We start from the raw sequence: 14966 nt of genomic DNA, 5'->3' as shown, positions 1-14966 counted from the left end.
GGAGGAGGTCGGATGAGTGAGCAACTCGCCACTCGACCGAGTGAGGTACCTGCCAATCCGTTCCTCCCGGCTCCTGCTCCCGTCGAACCGCCGCCGCCGACTCCCGAGCGGACCAGGAGCGGCCGGCGCCTGGACGGGCTGGACCTGCTCCGGGCGCTCGCGTCCTGCCTGGTCTTCTACACCCACGTCGCGAGCTGGTACCGACTGAAGCAGGACCCGATGCCGGTCAGCGACGTCATCGATCGGTTCGTGATCGGGCCGCTGCACCTGAACAAGGATCTCGGATTCCTCGGAGTCGCCCTGTTCCTGCTGGTCAGCGGGTTCGTTATGGCTCACGTGGCGACCAAGGAACGGGTCGGCGAGTACGGGCTCAAGCGCGTGCTGCGGATCTTCCCGGCGCTGTTCGTCGCGGTGGTCCTGGCCTGGGTCCTGGTGAACGTCGGGCTCTACACGATCCCCGGTGGCCAGACGTCGGTCGGCGTCGGTGACCTGCTGGCCAACATGTTCCTGCTGGACTTCTTCAGCCGGGAGTTCCCGGTGCTCGTCGCCGTGGCCTGGACCCTGGTCCCCCAGCTCGGGATCTACGCGATGATCGGCGCGCTGCTGGTGCTGTTCCGCCGCGCCCCGTGGGTCGCCATCGCGATCCAGATCACGGCGTGTTCGGTGATCCTGTCGGTCACGTCCACCCTCACCGGGCTGCCCGCGGGGGCGATCAGGAACATCGGGGCGTTCGGCATCGCGGTCGTGCTCGGCCAGGTCATCTGGCTGGTGTGGGCGAGGAAGGCGCCACTGTGGGCGGGGATGTCGCTCGGGCTGGCCTGCTGGGTGGTGTTCGCCTGGGGTGACGGGCAGGGGCGGGCCCGCTACGACGACGCGTTCCCGCTCACGCTCGGGCTCGCCATGCTGCTGGTGATCCTCGCCGTGCTCGCCGGCCGGCGAGTCCCGCGGTGGCGCGTGGTGACCTACCTGTCCTCCCGTAGCTACGCGGTGTACCTCGTGCACCAGACGACGTCGTTCACCGTGTTGGCCCTGCTGTGGCCCCACCTGTCCTCGGCGCTGGCCGTGCCGTTGGCGATCGGGGTCACCCTGGCCGTGGCCGAGCTGCTGCACCGGGCGGTGGAGCGTCCGATCGCGTCGCTGGCGACCCGCGTCGCCGGGCGACCGTCAGGCTGAGCCGCCCGGAATGCGTCCCGCTAAGGTCCATGGGTCAGCTACCCACGTTCGGGGGGCGGTAATGGCCGAGGACCGTCTTGTCGGGGCCGAGCTCGTGCCGGTCCGCAGACGGGCCGTGTTCCTCGACATCGCCCGGGCGTTGGCCGCGCTGTCGGTGGTGTACACCCACATCTACGAGGTGTTCATCCGGGCGCACATGGACGCGCACACGCTGCCGACCGACGTGCTGGACAACGCGATCTTCATCCCGCTCAAGCTGACCGAGGAGCAGGGCGTCGGCAACCTCGCGGTGCCGGTGTTCTTCCTGATCAGCGGGTTCGTGATCACTCCGCTGGCGCTGCGGATGAGCGCCGGCACCTTCGCCATCCACCGGCTGTTCCGGATCTACCCGCTGCTGCTTGTCGTGGTCGCGGCGAGCGCGGTGATGTTCGCGAACGGGATCTCCCCGCTGGGCAGCAAGCCCCAGGAGGTGACCCCGTACACGGTCCTGACCAACGCGACGATGTGGAACTTCATCGACCGGCCGTTCGGCGCGTGGGTCGGCGTGGCCTGGACGCTCGCGGTGGAGATGTTGTTCTACGCGCTGCTGGTGATCGTCCTGCCGCTGCTGCGGACCCGGATGTGGCTCGCGATCGCCGTGCAGCTCGAGCTGGTGCTGGTCCTGCTGATCACCCACCGGGCATTCGGCGACGAGTACCGCGCCTTCGTGATCAACATGACCTTCCTGCTGATCCCGGTGATGGGCCAGGCCATCTGGGCGGCGTCGACGAAGCGCATCCCCGGCTGGCTGGCCGCGCTGTACGTGATGGTGGCGTGGCTGATGTTCATCTGGGCACGGGAGCTGCGGATCGACCCGAACTACATCCCGCGGCCGTACCCGGTGGCGCTGGCGGTGCTGCTGTTCCTGATCGGGATGCTGGCCGAGCCACACCTGCGGGAGCGACGGGTGTGGACGGCGTTGTCGGAGCGGACGTTCTCGATCTACCTGGTGCACGGCGCGGTGGCGTTCCCGCTGATGCACCTGCTGTACATGCGGACGCCGCTGTGGCTGGCGGTGCTGACGTCGCTGGCCGGCACGGTGGTGGTGGTCGAGCTGAGCTACCGCTTCATCGAACTGCCGACCCACAACCTGGCGCGCAGGCTGTCCGGCCGGCCGAAGGTCGCGCCGAGCGGAAGGACCGAGCCGGCGCCCGAGGTGCCGGCCGTGCCCCCCGTCGGCGCCGTCCGCCCGGCCGACGAGCCGACGGAGCGAACCCCGCCGGTGGCACGCCCCCTGCCGGCGGGCGAGGCGACCCAGAAGCTCAACCCGGTCGCGCGGCCGCTCGACCCCCGGCCCGGGCCCGCCGCCCAGGACGCCGCCATGCCGCACCGCCGCGAGGACGACCCGCCCCCGGCGCCGCCCGAGCACTTACCGCGACCCGCCCGGGCCCACCGCCGGGGCGAGCAGCCCTTGCCGCGACCCACCGACCCGCACGAGAACGGCCGAGGCCTCCCGACTCCCCCCGCTCCCCGCCTCCGCGCCGACCAACCGCCGGCCACCAACGGCACCCACCCGTGGCCGCCCGATCCCGCACCCACCGATCCCGCACCCACCGATCGCCGCCGACCGACGACCACCAGCGGCGGCATCAACCACCCGAACCCCAGCTCGTCGGTGGGAACCACCACCAGCCGGATCGGCCCCAGCGAAAACGGCCACCCCGCGCACACGAGCCCCCACCCTTCAGCGGGAGCCACCACCAACCAGGGTGGGCCCATCGGCGGTGGCCACCGTCAACCCCCGACCGCCACCGAGGACACCGGTCACCCCAACCAACCGGCTCCGAGCGGCGCGAACGGCAACGGACGGCATCACTCGCCCGGGGACGGCCACTCCTCGCCGGAGCACCAGGCCGGCACACCGGCGTCGGGGGCGGGGCGGCGGCGGGCCGACTCCTCCGTGCATGCCGCCTGGTTCGTGGCGGCACCGCCGCAGGGGCGGCCGGGCAGGGCCGGCACCTCGGACGGCACCGGCACGGTGGGCTGGCCCGGTGAGCAGGACGATCCGGACCAGGCACGGAGCGGTGGCCGGCACCGAAGCGACTGAGGATTAGCCCGAACGGGTGACGGCTCTCGGCGTGTCTCAGGCGAGTTCCCGGGCGACGCGGGGGAACGGACCGACCATCGCCACGCGTCCCAGTGCAGCGACCGAGACTCCGGAGGCCAGCATGTGGGTTCAGATCACGATCCTCACCATCGCGGGCATCGTCTTCCTCGTCCGGCTGGTCGCCGCGCTCTACGACCAGCCTCGAAGCCACGGAACTGAGCCCCGGAACTGAGCTGCCGCACCCGAGGCGTCAGGGCAGCAACGGGATCTTCACGCCGGTCAGCTCCTCGGAGATGTCCCACAGCCGCTTGGCGAGCTCCCGGTCCCGCGCCGCCTCGAGCGGTTCGACCAGCGTCGGGAAGCCCCTGGACTCGCCCCGGCCGTCCGGGCCGTAGAACTGGCCGCCCTCCACGTCCGACCCGGTCGCCGCGTACAGCTGAGGCAGCGCACCCATCGCCGCCTCCTGGGCCAGCACCCGGGTGGTGACCTTCATCAGCAGCTTGCCGACGCCGGTCGGGCCGCTCGACTGCAGGTTGGTCGCCGAGTACCCAGGGTGGGCCAGGACGCTCTTGAGCGGGACCCCGTTGGCCCGCAACCGCTTGTTCAGCTCGAGCGCGAACACCACGTTGGCCAGCTTCGACTGCGCGTAGTACTTCGTTCGGGAGTAGCCGTGCTCGCCGTGCAGGTCGTCGAAGTGGATGCGGCCGCGCTTGTGCAGCCCGGAGGTCACCGTGACCACGCGGGGGTCCCGACCGCGCAGCAGCTTGTCCAGCACGAGCCCGGTGAGCGCGAAGTGCCCGAGGTGGTTCACCCCGAACTGCAGCTCGTGGCCCTGCGCGGTCTGCCCGCGCGGCGGCGCCATCACCCCGGCGTTGTTGATGAGCACGTCGAAGTCGTCGAGGCCGGCGGCGAACCGGCGCACCGAGTCGAGGTCGGCGAGGTCGAGTTCGAGCAGCTCGAACCGGCCCTCGGGCTGCTCGGTGCGCAGCAGCTCCACCGCCTGCTCGCCCCGCTGCCGGTCGCGGGCGGTCATCACGACCCGCGCGCCGAGGGTGCCCAGGGCCCGAGCGGTCTCCAGGCCCAACCCGCTGTTCGCCCCCGTGACGACGAACGTGCGGCCGACCTGGCTCGAGACGTGCTCGGTGACCCACCCGGCCGCGGTCGGCTTCTCGCCAGCAGCTGCACTGCTCATGGGGCATAGCGTGCCCCAACCGTGGCGTCGCCACACGACAGGTACGGCCGTTCGGCAGCTGGATCGCGGCCAGTCGGCTCAGTAGCCTGATCCGGTGGAGCTGCGTCACCTGGGCGAGTCAGGTCTCGTCGTCAGCGTGGTCGGGCTCGGCTGCAACAACCTGGGCCGCCCCGGCACTGCCGCCGAGTCGCTCGCCGGGTCGCGGGCGCTGGTCGGTGCCGCACTCGACGCCGGCATCACACTGTTCGACGTCGCCGACGTCTACGGCGCGCCGCGGGGGCGCAGCGAGGAGCTGCTCGGCCAGGCACTGTCGGGTCGGCGGGACAACGCGGTGATCGCGACCAAGTTCGGCGTCGACATGCAGGGCGCCAACGGCCCCGACTTCGGCGCGCGCGGCTCCCGCAGGTACGTCCGGCGCGCGGTGGAGGCGTCGCTTCGCCGGTTGGGCACCGACTGGATCGACCTCTACCAGCTGCACCGCACCGACCCGCAGACCCCGCTCGAGGAGACCCTCGGCGCGTTGGACGACCTCGTGCACGAAGGCCTGATCCGCTACGCCGGGGTGTGCAACCTCGCGGGCTGGCAGATCGCGGACGCGGCCTGGATCTGTCGCACTCGGACCCTGCTCCCGCCGGTGGCCGTCGAGAACCACTACTCGTTGCTCGAACGGGAGGCCGAGCGGGACGTCATCCCGGCCTGCGAGCGCTTCGGACTCGGCCTGCTGCCGTACTTCCCCCTGGCCAACGGCCTGCTCACCGGCAAGTACCACCGCGACGCCGACCCGCCGCCCAACTCCCGGCTCGTCGGCCGGACCCGCCTGCTCACCGATGCTCCCTGGGACCGGATCGAGAAGCTGCGCGCGTTCGCCGAGGAGCGGAGCCTGCCGATGGCCACCGTCGCGATCGGCTGGCTCACCGCGCAGCACCCGGTCGGCTCGGTGATCGCCGGGGCGACCACGCCCGAGCAGGCGAGCGCCAACGCCGCCGCCGCGCAGTGGCGGCCTTCTCCGGACGACCTTCGGGTGCTGGACGAGATCTGCCCGCCGGGACGGCGCTGAGACCCCTCCCGGACACGCTCGGTCATCCCCCGGTCGGAGGCCAGATACCCGCTGGTGGTGGACGCGGGAGCACGGGGTGGACGACGACAGTTGTCCTATGGAACTACTCGCCGCGGCCGGCCTGTTCGTCGGGCTCGCTCTGCTCGCCGCACTCGCCCTGGTCGTGCTGCTGCACGTCACGGGGCGTCGGCCGGAGGACAACGGCTAACGTGACCGCGTGGAGCCTCTGCACGGTGAGCTGGTCACGCTCGTCCCGGTGACCGCTGAGCACGTTTCCGACCTCCGCCGGATCGGCGAGACACCGCCCGTGCGCGCGCGGTGGGGGGAGTTCGGCCCCCAGTGGCCGTTCGACGAGACCGAGGTGACCTGCTACACGGTCCTGGTGGCCGGCACGGTCCGCGGGTTCGTCCAGTACGGCGAGGAGAACGACCCGGACTACCGGCACGCCGCGATCGACATCTTCCTGGACCCGGAGGTGCACGGTCGGGGCATCGGACGGGACACCGTCCGCACCGTCGCCCGGCACCTGCTGCGGGACCGGGGACACCACCGCCTCGTGATCGACCCGGCAGCCGACAACGAGGCCGCGATCCGCTGCTACGAGGCGGTCGGCTTCCGCCGCGTCGGCATCATGCGCGACTACGAGCGCAACCCGGACGGCTCCGGCTGGCATGACGGCGTGCTGATGGACCTACTGGTCCATGACCTGCGCTGAACGACCGTTAACCTCTGCGTGGTCGGCCGAGAGAGAGGGATGGGCATGCAGATCAACGGGATCGCCGCGTTGGTGACCGGCGGTGCGTCCGGCCTGGGTGGAGCAACGGCTCGGGCGCTGGCCGAGGCCGGTGCGACGGTGTTCGCCCTGGACCTCCCGGCCGCGATCGAGCAGGCCCCTGCCGTCGAGGGAATCACCTACGTGGCGGCGGACGTGACCGACGCCGACCAGGTCGCCGCCGCCGTGGCCACCGCCACCAGCGCCGGCGTGCCGCTGCGCGTCGCGGTGAACTGCGCGGGCATTGGTCCGGCTGCCCGGATCCTGTCCCGCACCGGCCGGCACGACCTCGGTCTGTACCGGAAGATCGTCGAAATCAACCTGATCGGCACGTTCACCGTGCTCACCCTGGCCGCGGAGGCCATGGCCGCGACCGAACCCGACGAGCACGGCCAGCGCGGCGTCGTGGTCAACACCGCCTCCATCGCGGCGTACGAGGGCCAGATCGGGCAGGCCGCGTACGCCTCGTCCAAGAGCGGGATCGTGGGGCTGACCCTGCCCGCCGCGCGGGACCTGGCCTCCTCGGGAATCCGGGTCATGACCATCGCGCCGGGGATCATGGACACCCCGATGTTGGCGAAGGTGAGCGAGGAGGTCCGGGCCACGCTCGCCGAGGGTGTGACCTTCCCGAAGCGCCTCGGCGGGCCGGAGGAGTTCGCCCGCCTGGCCATCGCGATCATCGAGCACGACTACCTGAACGGCGAGGTCATCCGGATGGACGGCGCCCTGCGGATGAGCCCCCGGTAGCCGAGGCGTCGATCGGCCCGCTACAGGTCTCCCACGTAGGGGATCTCCTGGATCCGCGGTGAGGACATCCACCGGCGGAGGGTGAGGGTGGCGTGCACGTCGTCCTCGTTGTACTCGAGGAGGCGGCGGCGCTGCCCCGGGTCCGGGGCGGTGCCGTCGAGGCCGACGGCGGAGCGGTACCAGCGCATGGAGTTCTCACCGCTGGCCTCCGCGTCGCGCCAGGTGAAGCCGGCGGCGGGGGCGATGGTCTTGAGGCCCTTCCCCCGGGAGCACAGGAAGTGGTCGCGCACGCTGCCGAACAGGTCGAACCAGGAGTCGGACGTGATGAACGCGTGCACCTGCTCGCTGGTCGGGATGCCGGGTTTGCCGGCGAAGCGCTTGGCCGAGGCGAGCAGCCACCTGTTCTCGGCCAGCTCGTTGTAGCAGTAGGCCCGGAAGGTCAGCCCACGGGCACGGGCACGCAGGCGGATCATCATCAGCCACTGCCAGAACTCGGCGAACGAGCGTGCCTCGTCGTCGGTGGGCAGCGGCTCCCAGGTGGCGAACGCCCGGTAGCCCTGGGCCTCCCCCACGTCGGCACCGGAGAGCCAGACACCCCACAGATAGGCCCCGGAGTCGCCGAAGCTCTCCATGTCGACGTCGACCTCGACGTCGGCGCGGGGGACCACGACCTGCGGCACGCGGCGGACCACGGTGAGGTTCGCCAACCACGCCTTGGCCAGGCCGACCGCGTCGGTGAGCGGCATGCCGGTGACCGGCAGCGCCCCGTCCCGCGGGTCGACGACGGCCAGGTCGTCGACGGTCCGGATGCCGGCGGCACGCAGGGCGGCGGCCTCCTCGCCGCGGATCACCAGGCTCACGTCCCTGGCCTGCTCGAGCTCCTGGCGGCAGACCGGCCACCACGGGCAGGTGCGGCACTCGACGATCCGGGACGGGGCGGCCAGCGGCTCGCCGCCGGTGGCCGCGGCGGTGGCGACCGCCACGCGGTCGGCGAAGCGCGCGTCGTACTCGTCGAGCGCGCCGCGTCCGCCGGGCCAGGTCGGCGCCCGCAGGTCGTGCCAGACCACCACCTCGCCGTCGAGCCCGATGACGCCGCCCATCGCCGAGCCGTCGGCCTGGCCACAGGCCTCGAGCAGCCGGTAGGCGTGGGCGAGGCGCAGTTGGTCACGGGGTTGGGGGCGCACCCGCCGGACCGGGTCGGGGCGCCTGGCCGAGGGCAGCGGTGTGGCCAGCGGTGCGGTCTGGGCACCCACCCCCGGGTCGCTCACCTTGTGCCGAACGACCAGCACCGGCACGTAACCACTCTCCGTGGCGACCAGCAGGTCGACGTGGCCTCGGCGGTTCCCGACCGGGTCGCGCGGGAGCTGGGCGGACCAGATGAACCGGGCTCGGGCGGCCATCGCCTCGAGCGTTGCCTGCTCGCGGTCGACGCCCCGGCCGATCTCCGTCCACCCCCCGCCGACCAGCGCCGCGATCTCGTCGGCGACCGCGCGGCGGTGCGCCGCGGCGTCGGCCTTGCGCTGCTCGGCCGTCGGGTCGGGCGGTGCGGTGACCACATCACCCATCGCCGGGTCGTGCTCGAGGTGCACCCGACGCCTGCAGCGGTTCACGACGCCAGCGTCGAGCAGCACCGAAGATGTCACGTTACGCAGTTTAGGCCGCTGCACCGACAGAACGCGGCAGGTAGCCGGGGTGCACGGTCCCGGCCACCCAGTAGGTTCTACTGCCATGGCACGCAGAAAGCGCATCGCCGCCGAGCCGATCCCGGGCGCGCCGCGGTTCACGCCGAAGAAGGCCAAGAACATGCTCGGCGTGGCCAAGGTCGTCGCACCGGCCGTGATCCCGGCGCTGGCGCCCGTCGCGCTGCGGGTGTTCAGCGAGGCGCGGGACCGGATGGACCGGGCGAAGGCGCGGCGGCTGGGTGTGCCGGTCGAGGAGATCGCCCAGTTCTCCGGCAAGGGCGGCGCGCTGCACGCCAGGCTCACCGGCGCCGCTCGTGCGCTCGCCGAGCTGCGGGACCGGCCGGGAGCGACCGAGGACGACCGCACGTTCGCCCGGCGGTCCGAGACCACGCTCGAGCAGCTCGCCGCCGCGGTGCGGGCGGCGGAGCGGATGCCGAGCTCGCGCCGCCGCGCGGTGCACCGGGCGGCGAGCACCGAGCTGGACGAGCTCGAGCAGCGGCTGCTGAGCCGGCTCGGCCTGTAGCTGTCCGCGGAAGAGTGCGGCCGTGGCCGACGAGCGCGGGCTGGTGCTGGTCGTCGAGGACGACGCGGCGATCGCCGACCTGGTCGGCCGGTACCTGCGCCGGGACGGGTTCGACGTGCACGTGGTCACCGACGGCCGGATCGCGCTCACCGAGGTGCGGCGGCTGCGGCCGGCGGCCGTCGTCCTGGACGTCGGGCTGCCGGGTGCCGACGGCATCGAGGTGTGCCGGGCCCTGCGCGCCTCCGGCGACTGGACGCCCGTGCTGTTCGTCACCGCACGTGACGACGAGGTCGACCGGGTACTCGGCCTCGAGCTGGGTGCCGACGACTACGTGACCAAGCCGTTCAGCCCCCGCGAGCTGGTCGCCAGGGTGGCGACCGTGCTGCGCCGGGCCCGCGGCCTGCCGCAGGAGGTGCTCGAGGTGGGCGGCACCCGCCTGGACACCGGGCAGCGCCGGGTGTGGGCCGCGGGTCGGGAGGTCTCGCTCACCGCCACCGAGTTCGAGCTGCTCACCCAGCTCATGCGCCGGCCCCGCCAGGTGCTGGACCGGGCGCAGCTGCTGAGCCTCGTCTGGGGTTACGCGGCCAACGCTGGTACCCGCACGGTCGACGTGCACATCGCCCAGCTGCGGGCGAAGCTCGGGGACAGCAGCCCGATCCGCACGGTCCGCGGCGTCGGGTACTCCGCCGACCCGCCATGAACCGGCCCACGTCGCTGGCGGTGCGCACCACAGCGGTGTGCCTGGCGGTGGCCGGCGTGATGGCCCTCGTCGCCGCGATCGTCGCGGTGCGCCTGGTGGCGACGACGTCGCGGGACCTGACCCGCCAGACGCTGGCCGACCAGGCGGACGTGGTGGCCACCCAGCTGGCCCGGTCCAGGCTGGGTGCCCTGCGGATCACCCAGACGCTGCGCGGGCAGGGCGTCGAGGTGGCCCGCCGGGGCGCGACGGGCGCGGTCACCGGCACCGACCGCGTCGCCGTACTGGCCGCCCGGCAGGCCGGTATCGAGCGGGCGACACCGCGCCGACCGGTCTCGGCGAGCACCGTTGTGGGCTGGGAGACGCTGCTCGTGGAGGGGCGAGCGGTGGACGCCCAGACCTCCATCGCGCTGGTCCGCCGGGTCGAGACGGCACAGGGCATCGGCCGGCGACTGGTCGGCAACGTCGTGTTCGCGCTGGGCGTCGGCCTCCTGGTGGCCGCGGCGGCGGGCTGGCTGCTGGCGCGGCGGCTGAGCCGGCCACTGCGCCGCACGGCGGCGGTGGCCGCGGCCATGCGTTCGGGGCGGCGGGACCTCCGGGTGCCACCGGAGGGGCCGCTGGAGCTGGTGGCGGTCGGAGAGTCGATCAACGAGCTGGCCGACGCGCTCGAACACAGCGAGGCCAGGCAGCGGGAGTTCCTGCTGTCGGTGTCGCACGAGCTGCGCACCCCGCTCACCGCGGTCAGCGGCTTCGCCGAGTCCCTGGCCGACGGCGTGGTGGCCGGCGACGAGGTGCCGGAGGTCGGCCGCGTCATCGGGCGGGAGGCCGCACGGCTGGACCGGCTGGTATCCGACCTGCTGGACCTGGCCAGGCTGGGCGCGGACGACTTCCGGCTGGACCTGGCCGAGGTCGACCTGACCGCGCTGGCGGCCGAGTCCGCGGCGGTGTGGCGGACCCGGTGCGCGGCGGCAGGGGTGGAGTTCTCCGCGGACACGCCGGCGCACCCGGTGCCGGTGCGCACGGACCCGCGGCGGGTGCGGCAGGTGGTGGACGGCCTGGCGGAGAACGCGCTGCGGGTGACCCCGCCCGGAGCACCCCTGGTGCTGGCGCTGCGGGTCGAGCGGGGGACGGCGGTGCTCGAGGTCCGCGACGGCGGGCCGGGACTCTCGGAGCAGGACTACCGCTCGGCGTTCGAGCGGGGCGTGCTGCACGCGCGGTACTCCGCCACCCGGCCGGGCGGAACCGGGATCGGGCTGGCGTTGGTGCACGGCCTGGTAACCCGGCTCGGTGGCACGATCGAGGCCGGCCCCGCCGAGGAGGGCGGCGCGCGGTTCACCGTTCGCCTGCCGGGGGCGGGCTGAGCCGCTCGGCGAGAACCTCCGCGAGGTGGGCCGGCGTGCGCCCGGCGCCCTGCGCCACCTGGATGCGGCAGCTGAAGCCGTCGGCGAGGACCAGGGTGTCCGGCGAGGCCGACCGGACCGCGGGGAGCAACGCGCGTTCGGCCAAGGCCAGGGAGATCTCGTAGTGCTCGCGCTCGAAGCCGAAGTTCCCGGCCAGGCCGCAGCAGCCGGCCGGCAGCGGTTCCACCCGGACGCCGGCCCTGGCCAGCAGGCGGGTCTCGGCGTCGAAGCCAAGCGTGGCGTGCTGGTGACAGTGGACCTGGACGACGGCCGAGCGGTCGATCATCGGTGGTGTCCACTGTGGGGCATGAGCCGCCAGGAACCCGGCGAGGGTGTGGCTGCGCTCGGCCAGCCGGGTGGCCCGCGGGTCGGCGGTCAGCTCGGGGACCTCGCCGCGCAGGGCGGACAGGCAGCTCGGTTCGACCGCGACGATCGGTGTTCCCGCGACGAGCTCCGGCTCCAGCACCCGCAGCGTTCGGCGCATCACGCGCCGGGCGACGTCCAACTGTCCGGTCGAGACCCAGGTGAGCCCGCAGCACACCGAACCCCCTGGCAGCACGGGATCGAAACCGGCCGCGCGGAGGACCCGGACCGCGGCGAGGCCGACCTCGGGGGTGAAGAAGTTCGTGAAGGTGTCCGGCCAGAGCAGCACACGTCGTCCCCCGGCCGCCGACGAACGGCGGTGGCGACGGGTGAATGGCGCGGAGGCGACCGCGGGCAGCGACCGCTCCCGGGCGATCCCGCCGATCCGTTTGAGCACAGCGGAAACGGCGGGTGCGGACATGGCCGAGTTGGCCGCGCGGGGAAACCGGGACGCCAGGCGCAACCAGAGCGGCAGCCAGCCCATCGAGTAGTGGGCCGCGGGGCGGCGCCGCCGCCGGTAGTGGTGGTACAGGAACTCGGCCTTGTACGTCGCCATGTCCACATTGACCGGACAGTCGCTGGCGCATCCCTTGCAGGACAAGCAGAGGTCAAGTGCGTCTCGCACTTCCTCCGAGCGCCAACCGTCGGTGACGACCTCACCGGCGAGCATCTCGTACAGCATCCTGGCCCGGCCGCGGGTGGAGTGGCGCTCCTCGCCGGTCACCTGGAAGCTCGGGCACATGACCGAGCCGGAATGGTTGCGGCACTTGGCAACGCCGACACAACGCCGCGCGGCCCTGACGAAGTCGCCGCCGTCGTGCGGGTAGCTGAACGCGGTCCGCACCGGCAGCGACGGCAACGCGGCGAAGCGCAGGTTCTCGTCGACCCGGTACGGGCGGACCACCGCCCCGGGGTTCATCCGGTCGGCCGGGTCCCAGATCGCCTTGAACCGTTCGAACAGCTCGATCGCGGCCGGGGAGTACATGCGCGACAACAGTTCCGCCCGCACCTGGCCGTCCCCGTGCTCGCCGGACAGGGAGCCGCCGTGGCGGGCCACCAGGTCCGCCCCCTCCTCGACGAACCGGCGGTAGGCGGCCACCCCCTCCGGCCGCACCAGGTCCCAGTCGATCCGGACGTGGATGCAGCCCTCGCCGAAGTGGCCGTAGGTGAGGCCGCGCAGGCCGTGCCGGTCCAACAGCTCGCGCAGATCCCGCAGGTAGGCCCCGAGGTTCTCGGGCGGCACGGCCGTGTCCTCCCAGCCGGGCCAGGCCTCGGAGCCGTCCGCCATGCGCGTGGAGATCCCGGCTCCCTCCTCGCGCAGCCGCCACAGCTCGCGCTGCACCGCCGGGTCGGCGCGAACCGCGTGCGGCACACCGAGCTCGTTCGCGATCCGGCTCGCCGCGGTGGTGGCCGCGGTCACGTCGTCCCCGCCCACCTCGACGAACAGCCAGGCACCGCCCGGCGGCAGCTCCGGCGGCGGCACGGGGTTGCGGCTCGCGCGCAGGGCGACGATCCGCTCGTCCATGCTCTCCACCGTGAGCGGCTGGTACGGGAGCACGGCCGGAACCGCGTCGGCGGCGGCGATGTCGTCGGAGAAGCCGAGCACCAGCAGCACGCGGGTGGCCGGCACCGGCACGAGGCGGACCGTGGCGCCGAGCACGACGACGCACGTCCCCTCCGTACCCACCAACGCCTTGGCGAGGTCGCGGCCGTTCTCGGGGAGCAGCTGGTGCAACGGGTAGCCGGAGACCTGCCGGCCGAGACGGCCGAACTCGGTCCGCAGCACGGCCAGGTTCGCGTCGGCGAGCGCCCGCAGCGCGCGGTGCACCTCGCTGTCCTCGTGCCCCCGCCCCACGGTGAGCCGGGTGCCGTCGTAGCGCACCACGTCCAGCTCCACGACGTTGTCCAGCGTCGTGCCCCAGGCCACGGAGTGCGCGCCGCACGAGTTGTTGCCGATCATCCCGCCGAGCGTGCAGCGGCTGTGCGTGGAGGGGTCCGGCCCGAAGGTGAGGCCGTACTCGGCGGCCGCCGCCCGCAGGTCGTCGAGCACGACTCCGGGACCGACCCGGGCGGTGCGCGCCGCCGGGTCGATCCCGTGGATCCGGTCGAGACGGGAGAGGTCGAGCACGAGACCGGTACCGCAGGAGTTGCCGGCCAGGCTCGTGCCGCCGCCGCGGGGCACCAGCGGCACGTCGAACTCGCGGGCAGCGGCGACCGCGGCCACCGCGTCCTGCTCGGTGTCCGGCAGCACCACGCCGAGCGGCACCTTGCGGTAGTTGGAGGCGTCCACCGTGTAGAGCGCCCTGGTACCGGCGTCGAAGGCGACCCGGCCGGAGACCGTCTCGGTCAGCCGGCGTTCCAGTCCCGCGAGATCCACCACCTCACCCTGCCGGACACGTGCGGCTACCGACCAGCAGGCACCCCGGCCAGCGCCTCGGCGACCGCCGCCCGGAGCGGCGTCGTGGGCCGGCCGATCAGCTCGCGCAGCTCGCCCGGCGTGTGCGCGAGCAGGCCGGCGGCGATGTTCTGCTCGAGCGCGACGACGAAGCCGGCGACCTCGGCGGGGGTGCCCGTCGCCTCGAGGTGGGCACGGTGCTCGTCCGGGGTGAGGTCTCGGTACTCCACCGGCCGCCCGGTCACCTCGGCGATCTCGGCCGCCAGCTCGGGGAGGCTCCAGGCGCGGTCGCCGGTCAGCTCGAGGACGGCGTTCTCGTAGCGACCGTTCGCGGTGAGCACGGCGACCGCCGCGGCCGCGAAGTCCGCCCTGGCCGCGCTCGCGACCCGCCCGTCGCCCGCGCTGCCGACGATCTCGCCGGTCTCCGCGGCACGGGCGATCGTCTCGGTGTAGTTCTCGTGGTACCAGCCGTTGCGCAGGAAAGTGAACGGAATGCCGCTGGCCCGGATGATCTCCTCGGTCGCCCGGTGCTCCGGCGCGACGACGAGCTCGGTGGCGTCGGCGTGCGGGGCGCTGGTGTAGACGATGTGCCCCACCCCGGCCCGCTTCGCGGCGTCGACGACCGCACCATGCTGCTCGACGCGCCGGCCGATCGCGTTGCCCGAGATCAGCAGCAGCGTGTCCACCCCGTCCAGGTCGATGGTCTCCGCGCGGTCGTAGTCGAGCTCGCGCACCTGGACGCCGAGGTCGGCGACCGCCTGCGGCCTACGGGCGCCGGCGATGACCTGGTCCGTGGGCAACCCAACGACGACGAGGCGACCGAGCGGACCGCTGGCACCGGTAACGAGGATCATCTACTGCTCTCCTTCGGTAAGTACT

General features: G+C 73.0%; 12 protein-coding genes. 8 read left to right on the top strand and 4 right to left on the bottom strand.

Annotated elements, in window-relative coordinates; translation table 11 throughout:
- The first annotated feature begins 12 nt into the window (after positions 1–12).
- Positions 13–1173: an acyltransferase family protein gene (locus BU204_RS07330; protein ID WP_075124777.1), complete on the top strand. Its 1161-nt coding sequence runs from the start codon at positions 13–15 to the stop codon at positions 1171–1173.
- A gap of 61 nt (positions 1174–1234) precedes the next feature.
- Positions 1235–3259: an acyltransferase family protein gene (locus tag BU204_RS07325; RefSeq protein ID WP_075124776.1), complete on the top strand. Its 2025-nt coding sequence runs from the start codon at positions 1235–1237 to the stop codon at positions 3257–3259.
- A 250-nt stretch (positions 3260–3509) separates the two neighbouring features.
- Here the strand turns inward: BU204_RS07325 and BU204_RS07320 are convergent, their stop codons facing one another.
- Positions 3510–4451: an oxidoreductase gene (locus BU204_RS07320; RefSeq protein ID WP_075124775.1), complete on the bottom strand. Its 942-nt coding sequence runs from the start codon at positions 4449–4451 to the stop codon at positions 3510–3512.
- Positions 4452–4545: 94 nt separating this feature from the next.
- On the opposite strand from BU204_RS07320, the gene BU204_RS07315 reads away from it, so the two are divergent.
- From BU204_RS07315 to BU204_RS07305, 3 genes are all read left to right on the top strand, one after another.
- Positions 4546–5508, top strand: a complete 963-nt coding sequence (locus BU204_RS07315) for an aldo/keto reductase (protein ID WP_075124774.1) — start codon at positions 4546–4548, stop codon at positions 5506–5508.
- A gap of 217 nt (positions 5509–5725) precedes the next feature.
- The gene (locus BU204_RS07310) at positions 5726–6223 is read left to right on the top strand and encodes a GNAT family N-acetyltransferase (RefSeq protein WP_198942794.1); all 498 of its coding nucleotides are present in this window, start codon (positions 5726–5728) and stop codon (positions 6221–6223) included.
- A gap of 45 nt (positions 6224–6268) precedes the next feature.
- Complete coding sequence (locus BU204_RS07305; protein ID WP_075124845.1) at positions 6269–7027, top strand: SDR family NAD(P)-dependent oxidoreductase; 759 nt, start codon at positions 6269–6271, stop codon at positions 7025–7027.
- A gap of 20 nt (positions 7028–7047) precedes the next feature.
- Here BU204_RS07305 and BU204_RS07300 read toward each other — a convergent pair whose 3' ends face one another.
- Positions 7048–8670, bottom strand: a complete 1623-nt coding sequence (locus tag BU204_RS07300; protein WP_075124773.1) for a TM0106 family RecB-like putative nuclease — start codon at positions 8668–8670, stop codon at positions 7048–7050.
- Positions 8671–8755: 85 nt separating this feature from the next.
- Here BU204_RS07300 and BU204_RS07295 point away from each other — a divergent pair, with 85 nt between their 5' ends.
- From BU204_RS07295 to BU204_RS07285, 3 genes are read left to right on the top strand one after another with little or no spacing between them, the layout of a single operon-like run.
- A complete protein-coding gene (locus tag BU204_RS07295; protein WP_075124772.1) occupies positions 8756–9232 on the top strand; it encodes a DUF6474 family protein in 477 nt (158 codons plus the stop codon).
- A gap of 22 nt (positions 9233–9254) precedes the next feature.
- Positions 9255–9932, top strand: coding sequence for a response regulator transcription factor (locus tag BU204_RS07290; RefSeq protein ID WP_075124771.1), 678 nt, complete (start codon positions 9255–9257; stop codon positions 9930–9932).
- Positions 9929–11290 (top strand): HAMP domain-containing sensor histidine kinase, encoded by a 1362-nt coding sequence (locus BU204_RS07285; RefSeq protein ID WP_075124770.1) that lies wholly within the window; start codon positions 9929–9931, stop codon positions 11288–11290. Before BU204_RS07290 ends, BU204_RS07285 begins: the two co-directional genes overlap by 4 nt.
- Here BU204_RS07285 and BU204_RS07280 read toward each other — a convergent pair.
- Positions 11262–14069: an FAD-binding and (Fe-S)-binding domain-containing protein gene (locus BU204_RS07280; protein WP_075124769.1), complete on the bottom strand. Its 2808-nt coding sequence runs from the start codon at positions 14067–14069 to the stop codon at positions 11262–11264. The genes BU204_RS07285 and BU204_RS07280 overlap by 29 nt on opposite strands.
- A gap of 26 nt (positions 14070–14095) precedes the next feature.
- Positions 14096–14941: an SDR family oxidoreductase gene (locus BU204_RS07275; protein ID WP_075124768.1), complete on the bottom strand. Its 846-nt coding sequence runs from the start codon at positions 14939–14941 to the stop codon at positions 14096–14098.
- Positions 14942–14966: the final 25 nt, after the last annotated feature.

It is taken from the genome of Actinophytocola xanthii, assembly GCF_001921205.1.
Classification (GTDB): Bacteria; Actinomycetota; Actinomycetes; order Mycobacteriales; family Pseudonocardiaceae; genus Actinophytocola; species Actinophytocola xanthii.
The sequence above is the reverse complement of the archived record's forward strand: the minus strand, read 5'-3'. Positions and strand labels throughout refer to the sequence as shown.

Excerpts from the sequence above, each read along its gene's own strand:
- BU204_RS07325 (WP_075124776.1), top strand. The coding sequence starts at position 1,235 with ATGGCCGAGGACCGTCTTGTCGGGGCCGAGCTCGTGCCGGTCCGCAGA.
- BU204_RS07285 (WP_075124770.1), top strand. The coding sequence starts at position 9,929 with ATGAACCGGCCCACGTCGCTGGCGGTGCGCACCACAGCGGTGTGCCTG.
- BU204_RS07305 (WP_075124845.1), top strand. The coding sequence starts at position 6,269 with ATGCAGATCAACGGGATCGCCGCGTTGGTGACCGGCGGTGCGTCCGGC.
- BU204_RS07330 (WP_075124777.1), top strand. The coding sequence starts at position 13 with ATGAGTGAGCAACTCGCCACTCGACCGAGTGAGGTACCTGCCAATCCG.
- BU204_RS07320 (WP_075124775.1), bottom strand. The coding sequence starts at position 4,451 with ATGAGCAGTGCAGCTGCTGGCGAGAAGCCGACCGCGGCCGGGTGGGTC.
- BU204_RS07295 (WP_075124772.1), top strand. The coding sequence starts at position 8,756 with ATGGCACGCAGAAAGCGCATCGCCGCCGAGCCGATCCCGGGCGCGCCG.
- BU204_RS07275 (WP_075124768.1), bottom strand. The coding sequence starts at position 14,941 with ATGATCCTCGTTACCGGTGCCAGCGGTCCGCTCGGTCGCCTCGTCGTC.